Genomic DNA, 18,389 nt, shown 5'->3' on the forward strand with positions numbered 1-18,389 from the left:
CACCGTCGCATCCCGGCTGGCTAGGGTGGGGCGGTGATTCGCACCGCGGCCTTGGCACACATCCGGGATCGGCGCATGTTGCAGACCCGGTCCACCGGTAAGACCGTCTTCTACATGGCGGGCGGCAAGATCGATCCGGGCGAGACCCCGGAGATGGCCCTGCACCGCGAGATTCGCGAGGAGCTCGGCGTGAGCACCACGGCCGTCAGCGAACTGGGAGTCTTCGAGGCGGAGGCGTACGGCCACGCCCCCGGCACCCAGTTGCACATGACCTGCTTCCTGGGCGAGCTGACCGCCGAGCCCCAGCCGTCGGGCGAGATCGCCGAACTGCGCTGGTTCACCCTCGACGAGTACGCGACCATGAGCGAGGTCGCCCCCGGATCCCTGCTGGTCTTCCAGCGTTTACACAAACTTGGCCTGATCGACTGAGCCCTGCTCCTGTAACCACCTCGGCTATCCCTGAATGGCATCAATGCCAACCGGATCCACGCCTGTGGGCGCCTCGGTCCGGATTCCGGATCGCACCGAATCAAAGGTGATTGCAGTGATCAAACCGCTTACTCTGCTCGCCGCGGCCGTCCTGGCCACGGGTGGACTGGGCTTCTCCACGGTGTCCGACACCCGTGTCTCCGACACCCGTCTCGACGCCGCCTGCCTCTGGGCGGGTGAGGGGCATCCGCAGGGGTCCCAGGTGGCCGCGGGCGGTTCGGCGTACACCTGCGGCATGGACGGGGCCGGGCCGCACTGGTTCCGCGGCGGCGCGGCGGGTGCGAGCAACGTGCCCAACCCGGGCGCGGACCGGAATGTGGGCGGCTTCAGCGCGGGCGCGCGCCAGCCGGGCACCGATTTCGACGACTACTGCGTGGGTGATCAGCTGATCCCGGGCGTCGGGGACGTGTTCGAGGCGGTGCCGACCAGTGGCGGGCTGCTGTGGAAGTCGGCCGGATCGGTCTCCCAGTGGACCTTCGATCCCGGTGTGGTGCAACCGAAGTCGTCGACCCGCTCGGTCGGCCTGTGCCACGATGGTCAGCTGCTCTGAGCGGTGTCCTCGGCCTCCGAGGTACCCGTGTAGGGCCGGTTCGGGATGCGGGTGGCGGCGGCCAGGCCGATGAGCAGGAACAGCGCACCGGCCAGCAGCGTAGTGCGGGTGGCGTCGGTGAACGCGCGGGTCAGCGCGTCCAGAATGGCTGCGGCCCCGTGGTGTTCGCGCACCCCTGAGATCGCGCCACCCGCCGATTCCCGGGTCGCGGTGGCCAAGGTGTCGGCGTCCGAGGATTTCAGCCCCGGCACCTTCCCCAGTTGCCGGGGCAGATCGTGGGCCAGCGCCGCGGACAGCAGCGCACCCACGACCGCGGTGCCGAAGGCCGAACCGACCTGACGCACAGTCGATTGCGTGGCCGAGCCCTGACCCGAGCTCTCCGGCGGCACATCGGCCAGCACCGTCCCGGTGAGCTGCGCCGACGCCATACCGAGCCCGATGCCGTACCCGATCAGCAGCACCGCCAGCCACCAGCCGGACAGGTGCGGGGTGACGAACAGCGCGGTCAGCGCCACGGCCACGGCCTCGAAGGCGAGCCCGAGCTGCACCACCCGCACCGGCCCGTACTTGCGGACCAGCCCCTCCGCGACCCCGGCCGCGAGGAACGCGCCGACTGCCATCGCGGCCAGCACGTATCCCGCACCCAGCGTGGAGAATCCGAGCACATTGACCATGAACAGCGGCAGCACGAACAGCAGCCCGAACTCACCCAGCGCCACCATGAACGCGGTGATATTGCCCCACCGGAAGCTCGGGATGCTGAACAGCGCAGGGTTGAGCAGCGCCGAGCGCCCGATCAGCATGCGGTGGCGTTCCCAGCGCAGGAACAGCACCAGCGCCAGCGCCCCGAGCAGGACCAGCAGCGGGATCGGTGAGATCGGCGCGGTGGCCGGCCAGTTCCAGCCCGCGAGCGGGAATTCCCGCAGCGGCTTCCACCAGCCGTAGGTCTGGCCTTCGATGAGCCCGAACACCAGCAGCGCGAAACCCGCTGCGCTGAGCAGGAATCCGTCCACGTCCAGGCCGGGCGCCGTCTTGCCCATGCGGGTCTCCGGCACGAACAGCACCAGCCCGATCAGCACCAGCGCGCCCAGGGGCAGGTTCACCAGGAAGATCCAGGGCCAGGTGTAGTAGGTGGTGAGCCAGCCGCCCAGCAGCGGCCCGATGGCGGCGACGCCGGAGATCACCGAACCCCATACCGCGAACGCGATGGCCCGGTCCCGGCCCCGGAACAGGGCGTTCACGGTGGCCAGCGTGCCCGGCATGACCCCGGCCGCGCCGACGCCCTGCACGATGCGCCCGAGGATCAGCGGCCAGGCGCTGTGCGCCCGCGCCGCCAGCACGCTGCCGACCAGGAAGACGACCACGCCGACGGCGAACATCCAGCGCCGACCGAGCCGGTCGCCGAGGCGTCCGCTGGTGATGAGCAGCGCGGCCAGCACCACGGCGTAGATGCTGTTGATCCATTGCGCCTGAGTGAAATTCAGCTGCAGATCATCGATGATGACGGGCAGCGAGACCGAGACGATGGTGCCGTCGAGCACCACCATGGACAGTCCCAGCGCCAGTACCCCGAGCGTGACCCATTCCTTGCGACCCAGGTCGAGCTGCGTTTCCGTCATCTATCGCTCCCGCCACTGTAGAGCCGTTCGAAGATCAGAATGTCGCGTTGGCCACGAATGTGCGGTATGGCCGTTGAACAGTGTAAGTCGAGGTGCCTGGACAGCTGAACATTTGCAGACCGGTTACCCCGGAACGTCGAATGTCCGAATCGGATACGTTGAATGATGTGGCGATGATGAAGGGCTCCAACGTTGCGGTGCCGGTTTCCGAGGTTCGGATCGAACTGGGGTGGCAGTCGGGACCCGGGGTGCCGGACGCCGACGCCTCCGCGCTGCTGCTCGCCGCCGGCCGGGTCCGCTCTGACGCCGATTTCGTCTTCTACAACCAGCCGCTGCACGCCTCGGGCGCGGTCCGCCATCACGGCAAGCAACAGGGACCCCAGGTCGTCGATGTGCTCTCGGTGGAGCTGACCCGGGTCGAGCCGCAGATCGACGCCATCGTGCTGGCGGCCTCCGCGGACGGCGGCACCTTCGCCCAATTCCGGGGCCTGCACGTGCGTTTGGTGGATGCGCACGGCGGCGAGCTGGCCCGCTTCGACAGCGATGACGCCACCTCGGAGACCGCGTTCGTGCTCGGCGAGCTGTATCGACGGGACGGGGCCTGGAAGTTCCGCGCGGTCGGCCAGGGCTACGAGACCGGATTGGCCGGACTGGCAACGGATTTCGGGATCTCGATCAACGAAGCTCCGGCCCCCCAGCCAGATTCCGCGCCGCCCGCGCCCCAGCCGTCAGCCGCGCCCCAACCGGTCGCCGTGCCGCCTGCGCCCCAGCCGACGATCGTGGCGCCCCCACCCGCGCCCCGCGTCAATCTGGGCAAGATCTCGCTCACCAAGGAGGCCCCCGCGGTCTCGCTGACCAAGCAGGGCGCGACCGGCGGCATCATGCGGGTGAACCTGAACTGGTCGGTGCCGAGCTCCGGCGGCCTGTTCAGCCGCAAGCGCACCGGGAGCGGCGGGCTGGACCTGGACCTGTGCGCGTTCTGGGAGCTGGCCGACGGGACCAAGGGCTGCGTGAGCGCCTTGGACACCATGGGCAGCCTGCACAAACCGCCGTTCATCGCCCTGGACCAGGACGATCGGACCGGTGGCAGCGCGGCCGGCGAGAACCTGTCCATCAATCTGGATCACACCGCCGATTTCCGCCGCATCCTGGTGTTCGCGTCACTCTACGAGGGCGCGCAGGATTTCCGGGGTGTGCACGCCACCGCGACCCTGTACCCGCGTGATTCGCCGCCGATCGAGATGGAAGTCGGTGGCTGCCAGGATGATTCGCGCGAGATGGTGCTGGCGCTGATCGAGAACATCCGGGGTGAGCTGGTGGTCCGCCGGGAGGGCCGGTTCATCCGGCCGCCGGAGGGCCGGCGCTTCTGGGGGAAGCTGGCGGTGGATCAGACCTACGAGTGGGGCCTCAAGTGGGGCACCTCGAAGGGCAAGTCCTGACCTGGAACTGCCTCAGCCCTCGTCGGGCGGGAACTGCTCGGCCAGTTCCAGTGCGGCCGTACGGGTTTCCGACAGCGACCCGGACCAGCACAGCAGCCGCAGGATGGCGTCGGGGATGAGCTGCTCGGCGTATTCGGGGGCCGCACCCTCGTCGGAGCGCATATCGATGACGGATTCGACGAGCCGGAACGGGAGCAGTTCGGCCCCGGCCACCGCGGCGGCACCCGCCTCCGCGATGACGGCCGCCGCCAGGGTCTCGTAATGCCCGCGCAGTTCGTCGCGACGTTCCCGGAATCTGGCGAAGCGGTCGCTGCGCAGCTCGGGTAGGAGATACAGCGCACCGAGGTTCCAGCGACTCGCGCACAGCTGGCTGACGTCGAACCAGGCCAGTGCGTAGAGCCGGACCGCGGCGGGCTCGGGCCGATCGGCCAGTTTGCCCGCCAGTTCCAGTGGCGTGCTGACGGTTTCGCCGAGCAGCGCGTCGAGGATGTCGTCCTTGCTGGCGAAGTGGTGGTAGAGCGAGGCCTGCCGGATGCCGACGGCGTCGGCGACCGCGCGGGTGGAGGTGGTGCCGTACCCATGATTGGTGAACAGCTCGGCGGCGGCGTCGAGAATCTCGGCGCGCGGGGTCTGGCCTGCGCGGCGGCGGGGTTCGAGTCGGGGACGGCCGGGTCCGAGTTGGGTCACGGTCTTCATTCTGTCCTACCCGAGGGGGCGACCTGCGAGGTGAGTTTTCTGTCACTTGATAGAAATCCCGGCAACGCAGGGTTTACGGCGGGCCATGTGACCGATACAACGGCGTCACCGACCGAGCGATCGATTCCATAAAACTTTCAATCGATAGATATTCCCCTCCGCGAAAGATCGCCGCCATGGTTGCCCCCGCCGACGCCATCGTCCCCGACCACCCGCCGAGCCTTCCCGACAGCGCTACCAGCGCCGACAGTGCCGATCTCGCACGTTTCGGCTATCAGCCCGTCCTGCACCGCAAGCTCGGCCGCTACGCCTCGTTCGCGGCCGGGTTCTCCTTCGTCTCCATCCTCACCACGATCTTCCAGTTCTTCGGCTTCGGTTACGCCTTCGGCGGCGCGGCCTTCTTCTGGACCTGGCCGATCGTGTTCGCCGGTCAGTTCCTGGTGGCGCTGAACTTCGCGGAACTGGCCGCGCGCTACCCGATCTCGGGCTGCATCTACCAGTGGTCGCGACGGCTGGCCGGGGAGGTGGTGGGGTGGTTCGCCGGCTGGATGATGATCATCGCCCAGATCGTCACCGCCGCCGCGGCCGCCATCGCACTGCAGGTGGTGCTGCCGAGCATCTGGTCCGGCTTCCAGCTGATCGGCACGAACAGCGATCTCACCTCGCACGACGGGGCCTCGAACGCGGTGCTGCTGGGCAGCATCCTGCTGATCCTCACCACGGTGATCAATGTGGTGGGCATCGATTGGATGGCGCGGATCAACTCGCTCGGCGTGACCATCGAGATCATCGGCGTATGCGCGGTGATCGCGGTGTTCTTCACCCACACCGATCGCGGGCCCGGGGTGGTCACCCACACCGATCAGGCCGCGCCCGGCGCCTACTGGGCCGCGTTCCTGGCCTCGGGGCTGATGGCCGCCTACGTCATGGTCGGATTCGATTCCGCCGGTGAGCTTTCCGAGGAGACCAAGAATCCCCGGCACGTCGCACCGCGCACCATCCTGTCCGCGCTGGCGGTGTCCGCGCTGGGCGGCGGGCTGATCCTGCTGGGCGCGCTCATGGCCGCGCCGAGCCTCAGCGACGGCTCGCTGGCCAGCGGCGGGCTCGCGTACGTGATCGAGGCCAAGCTGTCGACCGTGCCCGGGAAGATCATCCTGGCCTGCGTCGCCTGCGCGATCACGGTGTGCACCTTGGCGATTCAGACGGCGGGTTCGCGCCTGCTGTTCTCCATGGCCCGCGACGGCCGGCTGCCGTTCGCCAAGCCGCTCGCCGCGGTGCACCCGCGTTTCGGGACGCCGGTGTGGCCGGCCGTGGTGATCGGCGCGGCGGGCATCGGCCTGCTGTTGCTGAATCTGGGCAACGGCGCGGTCTTCGCGACCCTGGCCAGCGTCTGCATCGTCATGCTCTACCTCGCCTACCTGCTGGTCACGGTGCCGCTGCTGATCCGCCGGATCAAGGGCTGGCCCGCCGACGTGGCCGGTGACGCCGCCGGGACCAAGCTGTTCGCCCTGGGCCGCTACGGCATCGCCGTCAACGCGCTGGCCGTGGTGTGGGGCATCGCCATGGCGGTGAACCTGGCCTGGCCGCGCAGCGCCGTCTACACCCCGACCGGCGGCGGCTGGTGGATGCTCTGGGCCGCACCGCTTTTCGTGCTGCTCACGGTGGTGGTCGGTGCGGTGGTGCACCGCATCGTGACTCCACCTCGGGCCACCGCGGCCACCGAGCCCACCCCTCAGATCGCCTGACCGGCAGGAGATTCCGATGCTCGAGCCCGCCCCCGACCCACGTCTGCACGGCCGCCCCGAATTGGCGCTGCTGCTCGACGACCTGGTGCGTCGCGCCTACCGGCGGTGGCGGGCCCGAGCCACGAACGCCCCCCACCCCGTGCCTCAGCACCTCGGCACCCCTGGAACGGAGCAACAATGACCACAGCGGATACCAGCGGCGCGCGGGCCCACGCCCGATCGCAGGCAGCGGCGGCCGCGCTCGACGGTCCGGATCTGCCCACCACCGTCGATTCCGCGACAGTGACCTTCGCACAACGGGTCCCGCCCGGCGGGTACACGAATGCGGTACTGGGCCGGGGCACTCGGGTGCGACTGAGTGATCCTTTCGGGGCGGCGTGCGCGCACCTGCTGCTGGTGCGGGCCGAATCGCCGTGGGAACGGCTGAATGTCGCGGATACGGTGAAGGTGCCGTGGCAGGCGTACCTAGGAGCGGGCCATCCGCTGTTGTCGGATCAGGGGCGAGTGCTGGCCACGATCGTGGCGGACTCCTCCGGTCACCACGACACGCTGTGCGGGCCTTCACCGGCCGCGCGGCAAGGGCTGCGGCTGGCCGGGGTCAAGCACGGGCTGGAACCGCGCGATATCGGTCCGACGGTGTCGCTGTTCCGGGGTGTTCGAGTCGAACACGATGGTGCGCTGCGGATTTCCGGCGGAGCGGGCGCGGGCGCGGCGGTCGAACTGCTGGTGCACCTGCCGGTGACGCTGCTGCTGGCCAATGCCGAGCACCCGCTCGATCCCACTCCCCCGACCGCTCTCGACGTGGTGGCGTGGGCCGCGCCCGCGGACCTCGCCGTCACCCACAGTTCCGATCCGGAATACCTGCGCGCGGTGGAGAACACCGAACGCGATTGGCACGCCCGCACTCTGGAGGTTCACGCATGATCGCCACTCGTACCGTCGTGCTGGACGAGACCGTTCCCGCCCGTGCCCCGTGGTCGGCCATCGTGCGGGCCGGGGAGCAACTGGAGATCATCGACCTGCACGGCAATCAGGCCGTGGACTGCCTGCTCTACAACGCGGCCGATCACACCGATCGCTACAGCGCGCAGGCCACGATCACCGCGCAGCGCAATATCTTCCTGACGACGGGCAGCGTGCTACTGACCGAGGCCGGCACCCCGCTCATGACCGTCGTCGCCGACGAGGTCGGCAATCACGACACGGTGGCGGGCGCGTGCTCGCAGGAATCCAACACGCTGCGCTACGGCCATCACACCCGCCATCAGCACGCGTGCGTGGAGAACTTCCTGGCCGAGGGGTTGAAGTGGGGGCTGGGCAAGCGCGATCTGGTGTCGAACATCAACTGGTTCATGAACGTTCCGGTCGAGGCCGACGGGACGCTCGGCATCGTGGACGGGCTGTCCGCGCCCGGAAAGAAGATCACCCTGCGCGCGGAGACCGACACGCTGGTGCTGGTGTCGAACTGCCCGCAGATCAACAACCCCTGCAATGGTTTCGATCCGACCCCGGTGCGCATGGTGGTGACCCGGTGACGGCTGTACTACCGGAGCCTGGTGTGAGCGAGATGCCCATTCCTGCACCGACTTTCCGGGTGATCCGCCCGGGAATGCAGACCACCGTGCAGGATTGGCCGGGCCGCATCGGCTACTGGCACGTGGGCGTGCCGCCGTCCGGGCCGATGGACGATCTGTCGTTCCGGCTGGGCAATCGGGCGCTCGGGAATCCGGAGGGCGCGGCGGGGCTGGAGTGCACGCTCGGCGGACCCACCCTGCGATTCGACGCCGCGACCTGGGTTTGCGTGACCGGCGCACCGGTCCCCGTCACGGTGAACGGTGTCGCTGTGGGGCAGTGGAGCACTGTGCTGGTGCCCGCGGGCGGCGTGCTCGATGTTGGCATGGTGCGCGGGCCGGGGATGCGCTGCTACATCCTGGTGGCGGGCGGTCTCGAGGTACCCGAATACCTCGGCAGCCGTTCGACTTTCACCCTCGGCAAGTTCGGCGGCGGCACGGGCCGCGCGTTGGCGGCCGACGATGTCTTCACCCTCGGGACGCCCGGGCACATCACCGCTGGGGTGACCGGCGACGACCAGCCGGTGCTAACCCGCCGCTGGGAGCTGGCGGTCACCGAGGGGCCGCACGGTGCGCCGGAGTTCTTCACCCGCACCGACTTCGACACCATCATCGGCACCGATTACGAGGTGCATTTCAACTCCGACCGCACCGGAGTACGGCTGATCGGCCCGAAGCCGCAGTGGGCGCGCCAGGACGGTGGTGAGGCGGGCCTGCATCCGTCGAACATTCACGACACCGCGTATTCCGTTGGCGCCCTGGACTTCACGGGCGACACCCCGATCCTGCTCGGTCCGGACGGCCCCAGCCTGGGCGGGTTCGTCTGCCCGGTCACCGTGGTAGCGGCCGATCGCTGGAAGCTCGGCCAGCTCACTCCCGGCGACAGCGTCCGCTTCGTCCCGGTGCGCGCCGATCACGCGGCTTCGCTGCGCGAGCTGGGAGCCGAGCGTCGCGCCGGCTGGCCGGTGGTGCTGTCCACCGGCGGCGACGGCGACGACGGGGTGCTGGCCCGCCGCGACGGCACGGACTCCGCGGTCACCTACCGGCGTGCGGGCAATGACGGGCTGCTCGTCGAATACGGTGATATGACATTGGATCTGGAGTTGCGTGCCCGCGTGCACGCCCTGCACCAGGCGCTGCTGGAGCGGCGCGAGCCCGGCATCACCGAGCTGACGCCGGGCGTGCGGTCGCTGCAGGTGCGCAATGATCCCGACCGCCTGCCCACCCGCAAGCTGCTGGACCTGCTCGCCGAGGTGGAGGCCGAGTTGCCGTCCGCAGACGAACTGGTGGTGCCCAGCCGCACGGTCCGGCTGCCGCTGTCCTGGGACGACCCGTCCACCCGCGAGGCCATCACCCGCTACATGCACGGCGTCCGCGCCGACGCTCCGTGGTGCCCGTGGAATATCGAATTCATCCGCCGGATGAACGGATTGTCGTCCGTGGACGAGGTTTTCGACATCGTCTTCGCCGCCGAATACCTGGTCCTCGGACTCGGAGACGTCTATCTCGGTGCACCCGTCGCCACCCCGACCGACCCCCGCCACCGCCTCGTCACCACCAAATACAACCCGGCCCGCACCTGGACCCCAGAGAACGCCGTCGGCATCGGCGGCGCCTACCTCTGCATCTACGGCATGGAAGGCCCCGGCGGCTACCAATTCGTCGGCCGCACCACCCAGGTCTGGAACCACCGCTCGACCGGCATCGATGAAGACCCTTGGCTGCTGCGCTATTTCGACCGCATCAGCTGGTACCCGGTCTCCGCCGAAGAACTCCTCGACCTCCGCGCCGACACCGCTGCCGGCCGCGGCACCCTCGCTGCCGAAGACGGCGAATTCCGCCTCGTCGACTACCGAAAGTTCCTCTCCGACAACGCCACCTCCATCGCCGATTTCCGCACCCGCCAATCCGCCGCCTTCACCGCCGAACGCAATTCCTGGCGCGAGGCAGGCGAACTCGCCGAGGCCAGTGTTTCCGACCGAGGAGCTGTCACATGACCGTGTGGATCCATCGCCGCCCCGCATCCGAGGTGGACGCCGACATCGCTACCGCCGCCGGACCTTTGGCCGGATGGCGGCTGGCGATCAAGGACAATGTGGATGTTGCCGGGCTGCCGACCACCGCTGCCTGCCCGGACTACGCGTATCTCCCCGAGCACGACGCGCCCGCCGTCGCCGCCCTGCGTGCCGCCGGGGCGGTAGTGGTCGGCAAGACCAACCTCGACCAGTTCGCCACCGGACTTGTCGGCACCCGCTCGCCCTACGGCGTCGTCGAGAACTCCCTACGACCCGGATATGTCAGCGGCGGGTCGAGTTCCGGCTCGGCTGCGGCGGTGGCAACGGGCGACGTGGATATCGCGATCGGCACCGACACCGCCGGTTCCGGACGCATCCCCGCCGCCTTCCACGGCCTGGTCGGTATCAAACCCACGGTGGGCGTGATCTCCACCGACGGGGTCGTCCCCGCCTGCCGCTCCTACGACTGCGTCACCATCCTCGCCCGCGATCTCGCCACGGCCGACCGCGCGATGGCAGCAATGGCCGCTGCCCGGCCCGGCAATTCGTCACTGCGCGCACAGCCGACGGATGTACCGACGCGTGAATGGCCCGCGGATATCCGGTTGGCCGCGCCGCGGCAGCCGGTGGTAGCGGTCTTCAGCACCCTGGCCGATCTGGATCCGCTGTGGCACAGGGCTTTCGAGCGGACCGTTGCGAAACTCCGGGACCAGGGCGCGAGGATTGTCGAGATCGACGCGGCACCGTTCTTGGCGGCTGCGCGGCTGCTCTACGACGGAGGGCTGGTCGCCGAGCGCTATGCGGCCGTGGGCCAGTTCGTCGATGCCCATCCCGAATCTGTCGATCCCACGGTCGGTTCCATCATTCGGGCGGCCCGCGAGATCCCCGCCCATCGCCTGGTCACCGACCTGGCCGCGCTGGAGGGCTTGCGCGCCACCGCCATGGCAAGCCTGACGGGGGCCGATGTGCTGCTGGTCCCGACCGCGCCGATGCATCCGACGATTGCCGAGGTGGCCGTCGATCCGGTCGGGGTCAACTCTCGATTGGGCACCTACACGAACTTCTGCAATCTCTTCGACCTCTGCGCGGTCGCGGTGCCCACGGACGAACCGTTCTTCGGAGTCACCGTGCTGGCCCGTGCTTTCGAGGACGCGGTCGCGCTGGATGTCGCCGCGCTGATCACCGGAACCGAACTCGGGGAGTCGGTGTGGCCGATGGCCGCCGCACCGGTCCAGGAGCTGATCGTATTCGGTGCGCACCTGCGCGGGCAGCCGCTCGAGCATCAGCTGACCGAGCTCGGCGCCCGTTGGGGTGGCGTGGTCGAGACCGCCCCGCACTACCGGCTGGCCGCGCTCGACACGGTGCCGCCCAAGCCCGCCGTAACCCGGGTCCCCGCCACCGAATCCGGTGTCGCCGTCGTCGGGGAGCGCTGGATGCTCTCCCCCGCCGCGCTCGGCCGCTTCCTGGCGAGCCTGCCCGCCCCGATGCAACTGGGTGCCGTCGAACTCGCCGACGGCACCTGGCGCACCGGGTTCGGCTGCGGTGGTGCCGCCGCCGAATCCGCCAAGGACATCAGCGAATACGGCGGCTGGCTGGCCGCCTTGGCGGCCGGGGCGGTCAGCTAGCGGTCAGTCCTGCCACAGCGCGGCGATGCGCTCCGCGTCCGCCTTGCCTTGGGCGCGACCGGCTTCCAGCGACGGGACGCGGGTGGCGGAGTCGAGGGGGTTGAGTCCGAAGGCGGCGATGGCCGCCTCGTCGGGGGCGATCACCTCGACGCGCGCCCCGGCCGCGACCAGCCCCGCCACCTGCCCCTCGAGTTCCGCGTCCTGCATGGGTGCGATCACCAGCACCCGCGGGTACCCGGTGGCGAGGTCGGCGTTCACCGAGGTCCGCACGCCGCCGTCGGTGTAGCGGGCCCCGTCGACGGTGGCGCACGGCCACACCATGGGCACGGCCGAGCTGGCCGTCACCGCGTCGACGAGGGAAACACCGGAATCCTTGTCGAAGATGCGCAGTTCACCGGTCTCCGCGTTGACCGCCACGATCCGCAGCGCCCGCTCGGGCCAATCATGCACGGGCAGCCGGGATTCGATGACGGCCCGGCGTTCCGGCTCGGGCACCGAGTCGGCGCTCAGTGCCAGCGCGCCGATCCTGCGGCGGCGTTCGACCGAGTCGGTCGGCATCTCTTCGATGGTCGCCCCGAGCGTCTCCCACAGTCCCGCGAACTTCTCCATGGACGGCACGATCTCGCGGCTCTGCACCGCCGGATCTACCTGTCGCCGTACCAGTTCCGCGATGTCGAGCCCGCTGCCGAGCTGGGCGGTCACATTGGATCCGGCGGAAGTGCCCTGCAGCAGTTCAGCCGTCGTGAGATCCACGCCCGCATCGGCCAACCCCGCGACAATCCCGGTGGCCCAGGCGATTCCGGCTACCCCGCCGCCCCCGATGACCAACGCACGTTCGGTCGTCATACCCGTTCCCACTTCCTGCCGCAGAAGACACCTCGCGGTTTGAAACTACCGCGTGCAGCGGTCCCGATCATTCCGAAATCTGGGTGGCCTCCGGATTGGTGGCGTCGCGGATGACGCGCAGGCTCGCGGTGAACGCTTCGAGTTGTTCAGGGCCCAGCAGGCTGGTGAACCAGCGCTCGATGCCTTCCAGATACATCGGCAGCACCCGTGCGACGCGGGTCGCCCCGGCGGCGGAGAGCACGGCGTAGGAGCTGCGGCGGTCGCCCGGATCGGCCTCGCGGCGCACGAATCCGTTGCGCTCCAGGCGATCCACCAGGCGGGTGACGCCGCTGGTGGACAGCCCGGTCTGGGTGGCCAGGTCGGTCATGCGGAGCTTGCGGCCGGGCGAACGGCTCAGTCGCAGTAGCGCGTTCATGTCGAGGCCGGAGAGCCCGTTGTCCTTCCAGACCGGGTCGAGGCGCTTCACGATCCCCTCGTGTGCCTCGTAGAAGAGCCCCATGGCGGTCAGCCGGGGGTCGTCGAACAGATGCTTGGGGTCCACGCCGACCAGCGTAGACCAAACGTTTTCACTGCGGATAATTGACACGCGGAACATTTGGGATATCTTGTTGTCAGCGCAATATTCCGCAGTGCAACTAAATGGAGGTTTCGATGACTACTCAGCACTGGATCGCGGGTTACCGTGCGCCGCTGGTGAATCCGGCCGAGGTGATCAAGCTGGCCGAGCCGCGCGCCTTCGACGACGAGACCGTCCGCCAGGTGGTGCGGGTGGCCGGGAGCGGTTCCCGGCTGCGGGTGCTCCTGACCAATCGATACGGCAGCGAGGAGCTGGCGATCGGTACGGCTCGGATCGCGGTCCGCAAGACCGGCGGCGAGATCGTCCCCGAGACCGAACAGCAGGTGCTGTTCGAGGGCGCCACGTCGGTGCGCATTCCGGCCGGCGGCGATGTCGTCAGCGACCCGATCGAATTCGCGGTCACCGCGGGCACCGAATTGGCGCTCAGCCTCTATCTGCCGGAACCCGCACTGCCGGCCTTCGCCCAGTTCCCGGTCGAGACCAGCTGGATCAGCACCGGCGATCGGACGGGCGACGCTGCACCGTCCGATGCCGAGGAGGTCGCGGCGCGCTACCTCCTCACCGGCATCGACGTCGCTGTCGATGCCGGAGCTCCGGTGCTGGTGGCCTTCGGCGACTCGTGGTTCGAGGGCTTCGGGTCCACCCATGGCGCAAACCGGCGTTCGGTGGATGTGCTCGACGCGCGGCTGGCCACCGGGTGGGCGGTCAACCAGGGCATCGGCGGCAACCGGCTGCTCACCGATGAGATCGGCGAGCACGGCCTGGCCCGCTTCGAGCGGGACGTGCTGTCGGTGCCGGGGGTCGCGGCCGTATGGACCAACTTCGGCATCAACGACCTGATCCTGGCCGGGACCGCCACCGCCGAGGCGCTGATCGCCGGTTTCACCGAGCTGGCCGCGCGGGTGCACGCGGCGGGACTGCCGGTGTACGCCAACACCATCGGGCCGTTCGGCGGGGCGATCTACCCGGGACTGGGTGTCGCCGAGGGCATTCCGGTGCGGCGCGCGGTCAACGAGTGGCTGCGTGCCACCGACGTCTTCGATGCCGTCTTCGATGTGGCCGCGGCGGTGGAGAATCCGGCGGACCGGGACTTCATCCGGCCCGACCTCGACAGTGGCGACGGTATGCACCTCAATGACGCGGGCGCCCGGGCTATGGCGGAGACGGTGGATCTCACCGTACTGCCGGCTGTCTTCCGCTGAGCACGCCCGCGCGGCGGGATCAGGGTAGACGCGGTCCGGCCGCCTGATCCTGCCGCAGTCCGCTCGCCCACAGGTCGTCGGCGATATCGCGGCCCAGGCGGACGCCGCCGAGGTTCTGCGACAGGTCCATGTGCCCGGCCAGATCGGTGCCGAAGGCGTCGAAAGGCCAAGCCACACCCAGGAATACGCGGCTGCGCGCGTTCTCCTCCATCATCTGCCACAGCCCGCCGGTGAAGCGCCGGACATGCCGGGGGCGGACCACGCCGTGCGGGTCGGTGGTGACGCCGTTGTACTCCTCGGAGACGAAACCCAGTCCGTCGGCCAGGATGTCGGGGCCGTCGGCGGCGATGTCGTAGTAGCGGCGGATGGTCTGGCACACCGCGCCGCCGAAGGTGGCGTGCGCGGACGGGTAGGCCGGATACGCCGGGGTCACCGGGGCGGCCTGCTCATTGCTGCGGGGTGCGCCCAGTGGCAGCCAGCCCGGATCGCAGTCGCCGTCGAGTCCGTTGCCCGGCATGGCCTCCGGTCCCAGGGTCGGGTCGAACTCGCGGATGCCGAGGATCGGCCGCCACAGGTTGTGCCGGTACTTGTCGTCCCAGCACAGGATGGCCGCGTCGGCGAGGGCGGTATTGACCAGGGCGAACAGCCGGGCGTTCTGTTCGATGTCATTACCGCGGGCGGCGGCGATCTCGCGGGTGAGCAGGTTGTAGAGCCGTGGCGGGCTGCCCAGTTGCTTCTCCCCGTCGTAGGCCCAGAACACCCCGCGCAGGGTTTCGTCGGCGGTGCGGGCGGTGAGACCGGCGGGGAGGCCCGCGACCGCCTCGGCGGCAACGCCTTTGGCCCGCACCTCGCGCAGGGCGGCCAGATAGCGGTGGTCGTTGGCCTTGGGCGGCGGGTCGAGGGTGTAGCGGCTGGTGACCGCGAAGCAGCGCGAGCGGGCTCCGTAATGCGGTGCGTAGTAGCCCTGTTTCGGGTTGGCCGGGTCCGGTCGATGGTTGGGCGGAGCGATTTCGGGGACATAGTCGGTGTCGGCGAGGGAGGGATCACCCATCCGGCACTTGAGCACTGCGCGGCCGACCGCCTGCCCATGCGTGCTGCCACGCCCGGTGCCCGGTCCCCGTAACCCGGCCTCGCGCAACGCCTTGTCCAGTCGCGCGGTCTGGGCGGGGTAGAGCGCCGAGAGCGTGGTGTGCGCGGCCACGGCGATGGCGGCGTCCGGTGCCGCGCCATTGGCGGCCACCGGTGGGGTGGTCAGCCAGGTGCCGTGCGGTGCACCGAAAATACTGAAGATGGCATCGTGCATGGCCAGGTGCACTATGGCCAGGGCACGGGAACTGCCGGCCGGACCGCGGGACCCGCGTTCCACGGGTTTGATCTCGGTGTGCGCCATGCGATCCGACTCCAGCGCCACCGCGTTCCAATACAGGATTTGATCCACTTTCACTGTCTCCCAGAGGGTTCGAGGGCTCATTTCAGAATGAGTCCTGCACGGGGAGATTTCCGCAGTAGTGCGCTACCCGAATTCGGACACGAGATCGACGCCGGTCCGAGTAGCGGCGCGTCGCACTCCGGGAGTGTCCGGTTGCTCTACAACGGCCACGAAGGAGCAGATCAGCGCGGTTTTACCTCGGCCAGCAGTTCGGGGCCCTTGTCCTCCAACCGGGTGGTGGCCCAGCGGATTCCGAGGGTCGCGGCAAACCATCCGGTAACCAGACCGATCGGTAGTGCCGCCCATTGCAGTAGTGGAATGTGCAGTCCCGCACCGACTCCCAGCAGCACCAGCACCGGTGCGGCCGCCAGCAACTGCACCCCGGCCACCCCGAACTGCATGAGGACCTTCATGCAGCCCGGATTCCCCGAGCCCGCGAACGGATTGCCGCGCTGCGGCGGCAGCGCGAACGCCGCGTGTGTGGACATGAACACCACACCGCCGGTACCCACGCCGAGCAGCACTGGAAGTGTCGCCAGCGCCCACGGATACAGGCTCGCCCGGCCCATCGCGCCCGGCAGGATGAGCGTTGCCAGCACCGACACCGGCGCGACCAGCAGCAGCCAGGCATAGGCGCGCCCGCGCACATCCGCGCGTTCCGCGCCCGGCGTCACCAGCGTTTGCCAGACGGCCGTGCCGTCGTATCCGTACAGGTTGGTGCCGGACATGCTCGCCAGCCCGACCACAAAAGCACCCGAGAACACGATGGTTCCGCTACCGCCCGAACGCACGGCCAGGAAGATCGGCAGCACGAATCCGACGAGCAGCAGCGGCAGCAGGGCAGCGCGGCGGCGGCCGTCACGCCACCAGGTGCGCAGCTCCTTGCTGAGCACCGCGCCTACCGGGGTGGCGGGGATGAAACGCTCCAGGATTCCGTCGCCGGTGTCGACCACCTGACCTGCCGCGGCGGCCGGGGTGGTCAACCGGCGTTCCAGCAGCGCGGCCCACGCCTGCCACAGCACCAGCGACAGCAGTGCGAGACCGAGCAGCGGCAGCAGTGCGAACAGGTAGTCGCCGCGCGCGGCGGCCTCCACGGCGTACGGGGCCCAGCCCGACGGCACGACCCGCAGGGCCACCGACAGCCCGGAGTGGTCGGAGTCGAGTTTCGGTCCGACCGAGGAAACCAGCAGGTTCAGTGGGTAATACGACAGTCCGATGAGGGCCGCGAAAAGCACGCCCAGGTCCTTGCCGCGCCGTGACCGCATGGCCGCGCCCAGCCAGGCCACCACCACCCGCGACAGCAGCACCACGAACACGAGTTGCAGGATCGCACCCGGCACCGCCACGGCCACGGCTCCCGGGCCGATCTGCGCGGCCAGCAGCACCAGGCCGCCGAAGGCGATCAGGTTGACGATCGGGGCGGGGCCGACGAACGCGGCCGCGCACAGGCCGTACGCCAACTGCCGAGTCGTCAACGGCAGCAGGCGGAATTGCTCGGGTTGCAGGGTCTCGTCGCTGCTGCCGGTGAGCACCGGCCCGCAGATCCAGCCGAGGGTCCACGCCGCGAACAGTGCGGCCGCGATGGTCACCGCGCCGTGCACGCTGTTGTGCGCGGTGGCGATAAGCAGCGCGGTGATGGCGGCGACGATCGTGCCCAGGAAGGTGCCCAGCCAGAAGTTCAGGGCCGCACGGCCTTCGCGCATGCTGCGGCGCATGAGCGTGAGGCGCATGCGAATCAGGACGCCAACCACGACAGCCCCTCCTCGCCGCCCAGGTGGCCGCCGACGAAGCGCACGAACGCCTCCTCGAGGGTGCCGTCGCCGCGCACCTCGGCGAGGGTCCCACCCGCCACCATGCGGCCGTGATTGATGATGGCGACGCGGTCGCACATGCTCTCCACCAGCGCCATCACATGGCTGGACAGCACGACCGAGCCGCCGGCCGCGACGAACCGCTGCAGGATGGTGCGGATCGTGCCCGCCGACACCGGGTCCACCGCCTCGAACGGCTCGTCGAGGACCAGTAGTTTCGGCGCGTGCAGCAGGGCGGTGGCGAGGCCGATCTTCTTGCGCATACCGGCCGAATAGTCCACGACCACAGTGTTTTCCGCGCCGTCCAGCTCCAGCACGTGCAGTAGTTCGTCGGCCCGGCCGACCACGGTCGGTTTGTCCATGCCGCGCAGTAATCCGGTGTAGTTCAACAGTTCCCGGCCGGTGAGCCGTTCGGGCAGGGCCAGTCCGTCGGGCAGCACGCCGACCGTGGACTTGGCGCGCACCGGGTCGGCCCACACATCGGTGCCGAAGATGCGCGCGGTGCCCTGGTCGGGGCGCAGCAGGCCGACGGCCATGGAGAGCGTGGTGGTCTTGCCCGCTCCGTTGGGGCCGACCAGTCCGAAGAACGATCCGGGCGGGACGTGCAGGCTCACCCCGTCGACCACCCAGGGGCCGCCGAACCGCCTGTACAAACCATTCAGTTCGAGCGCCAACTGTCCGTTGGTCGTCATTGCCCCTCCTCGCGCCGGTGGCCCACCCGCTGAGAACGATACGGGCGAACCCGGCGTTCACCGGCTTATCGCGGCATGCGGCG

Annotated in this window: 17 protein-coding genes; 10 read left to right on the forward strand and 7 right to left on the reverse strand. The window is 69.2% G+C overall.

Translation table 11 applies throughout. The annotated features are described in order from the left end of the window. Nucleotides 1–33: 33 nt before the first annotated feature. The gene (locus tag ACFXHA_RS23315; RefSeq protein ID WP_379360048.1) at nt 34–429 is read left to right on the forward strand and encodes an NUDIX domain-containing protein; all 396 of its coding nucleotides are present in this window, start codon (nt 34–36) and stop codon (nt 427–429) included. Nucleotides 430–544: 115 nt separating this feature from the next. After that, on the forward strand, nt 545–1,039 hold the full coding sequence (locus ACFXHA_RS23320) for a hypothetical protein (protein ID WP_379360050.1): 495 nt from the start codon (nt 545–547) through the stop codon (nt 1,037–1,039). Here ACFXHA_RS23320 and ACFXHA_RS23325 read toward each other — a convergent pair. After that, complete coding sequence (locus tag ACFXHA_RS23325) at nt 1,027–2,658, reverse strand: MFS transporter (protein ID WP_379360052.1); 1,632 nt, start codon at nt 2,656–2,658, stop codon at nt 1,027–1,029. The genes ACFXHA_RS23320 and ACFXHA_RS23325 overlap by 13 nt on opposite strands. Nucleotides 2,659–2,798: 140 nt before the next feature. Here ACFXHA_RS23325 and ACFXHA_RS23330 point away from each other — a divergent pair, with 140 nt between their 5' ends. Continuing rightward, the gene (locus ACFXHA_RS23330; protein WP_379360054.1) at nt 2,799–4,097 is read left to right on the forward strand and encodes a TerD family protein; all 1,299 of its coding nucleotides are present in this window, start codon (nt 2,799–2,801) and stop codon (nt 4,095–4,097) included. Between the two features lie 12 nt (nt 4,098–4,109). Here the strand turns inward: ACFXHA_RS23330 and ACFXHA_RS23335 are convergent, their stop codons facing one another. Then, nucleotides 4,110–4,784 (reverse strand): TetR/AcrR family transcriptional regulator, encoded by a 675-nt coding sequence (locus ACFXHA_RS23335; protein WP_379360056.1) that lies wholly within the window; start codon nt 4,782–4,784, stop codon nt 4,110–4,112. Nucleotides 4,785–4,969: 185 nt separating this feature from the next. On the opposite strand from ACFXHA_RS23335, the gene ACFXHA_RS23340 reads away from it, so the two are divergent. Genes ACFXHA_RS23340 through atzF form a run of 6 tightly spaced genes read left to right on the forward strand, consistent with a single transcriptional unit; the run spans nt 4,970 to nt 11,749 of the window. After that, a complete protein-coding gene (locus ACFXHA_RS23340) occupies nt 4,970–6,538 on the forward strand; it encodes an amino acid permease (protein WP_379360058.1) in 1,569 nt (522 codons plus the stop codon). A gap of 16 nt (nt 6,539–6,554) precedes the next feature. Then, nucleotides 6,555–6,719 (forward strand): hypothetical protein, encoded by a 165-nt coding sequence (locus ACFXHA_RS23345; RefSeq protein WP_379360060.1) that lies wholly within the window; start codon nt 6,555–6,557, stop codon nt 6,717–6,719. Further along, nucleotides 6,716–7,462 carry a DUF1989 domain-containing protein gene (locus tag ACFXHA_RS23350; RefSeq protein WP_379360062.1) on the forward strand — a complete coding sequence of 249 codons (747 nt, stop codon included), beginning with the start codon at nt 6,716–6,718 and terminating at the stop codon, nt 7,460–7,462. The genes ACFXHA_RS23345 and ACFXHA_RS23350 overlap by 4 nt, the downstream gene beginning before the upstream one ends. Further along, nucleotides 7,459–8,073: an urea amidolyase associated protein UAAP2 gene (locus ACFXHA_RS23355; RefSeq protein WP_379360064.1), complete on the forward strand. Its 615-nt coding sequence runs from the start codon at nt 7,459–7,461 to the stop codon at nt 8,071–8,073. Before ACFXHA_RS23350 ends, ACFXHA_RS23355 begins: the two co-directional genes overlap by 4 nt. Before the next feature lie 32 nt (nt 8,074–8,105). Then, nucleotides 8,106–10,106, forward strand: a complete 2,001-nt coding sequence (locus ACFXHA_RS23360) for a 5-oxoprolinase/urea amidolyase family protein (RefSeq protein ID WP_379360066.1) — start codon at nt 8,106–8,108, stop codon at nt 10,104–10,106. After that, entirely contained in the window at nt 10,103–11,749 is a 1,647-nt protein-coding gene (atzF, locus tag ACFXHA_RS23365) for an allophanate hydrolase (protein ID WP_379360068.1), read from the forward strand. Before ACFXHA_RS23360 ends, atzF begins: the two co-directional genes overlap by 4 nt. A 3-nt stretch (nt 11,750–11,752) precedes the next feature. Here atzF and ACFXHA_RS23370 read toward each other — a convergent pair whose 3' ends face one another. Both ACFXHA_RS23370 and ACFXHA_RS23375 read right to left on the reverse strand, forming a co-directional pair. Further along, entirely contained in the window at nt 11,753–12,595 is an 843-nt protein-coding gene (locus ACFXHA_RS23370; protein WP_379360070.1) for a patatin-like phospholipase family protein, read from the reverse strand. Between the two features lie 67 nt (nt 12,596–12,662). After that, nucleotides 12,663–13,136: a MarR family winged helix-turn-helix transcriptional regulator gene (locus ACFXHA_RS23375; RefSeq protein WP_379360072.1), complete on the reverse strand. Its 474-nt coding sequence runs from the start codon at nt 13,134–13,136 to the stop codon at nt 12,663–12,665. A 110-nt stretch (nt 13,137–13,246) separates the two neighbouring features. Between ACFXHA_RS23375 and ACFXHA_RS23380 the strand changes: the two genes are divergently transcribed. Continuing rightward, a complete protein-coding gene (locus tag ACFXHA_RS23380) occupies nt 13,247–14,374 on the forward strand; it encodes a GDSL-type esterase/lipase family protein (protein WP_379360074.1) in 1,128 nt (375 codons plus the stop codon). A 19-nt stretch (nt 14,375–14,393) separates the two neighbouring features. On the opposite strand, the gene ACFXHA_RS23385 is transcribed toward ACFXHA_RS23380, so the two are convergent. The 3 genes from ACFXHA_RS23385 to ACFXHA_RS23395 all read right to left on the reverse strand — a co-directional run bounded on the left by ACFXHA_RS23385 (nt 14,394) and on the right by ACFXHA_RS23395 (nt 18,306). Beyond that, nucleotides 14,394–15,812 carry a hypothetical protein gene (locus tag ACFXHA_RS23385; RefSeq protein ID WP_379360076.1) on the reverse strand — a complete coding sequence of 473 codons (1,419 nt, stop codon included), beginning with the start codon at nt 15,810–15,812 and terminating at the stop codon, nt 14,394–14,396. A 173-nt stretch (nt 15,813–15,985) separates the two neighbouring features. Beyond that, nucleotides 15,986–17,554, reverse strand: a complete 1,569-nt coding sequence (locus ACFXHA_RS23390; protein ID WP_379360078.1) for a hypothetical protein — start codon at nt 17,552–17,554, stop codon at nt 15,986–15,988. Then, the gene (locus ACFXHA_RS23395) at nt 17,539–18,306 is read right to left on the reverse strand and encodes an ABC transporter ATP-binding protein (RefSeq protein WP_379360080.1); all 768 of its coding nucleotides are present in this window, start codon (nt 18,304–18,306) and stop codon (nt 17,539–17,541) included. The genes ACFXHA_RS23390 and ACFXHA_RS23395 overlap by 16 nt, the downstream gene beginning before the upstream one ends. Between the last annotated feature and the right edge of the window lie 83 nt (nt 18,307–18,389).

The sequence above is a fragment of the Nocardia sp. NPDC059240 genome, from assembly GCF_042753865.1.
Lineage (GTDB): Bacteria > Actinomycetota > Actinomycetes > Mycobacteriales > Mycobacteriaceae > Nocardia.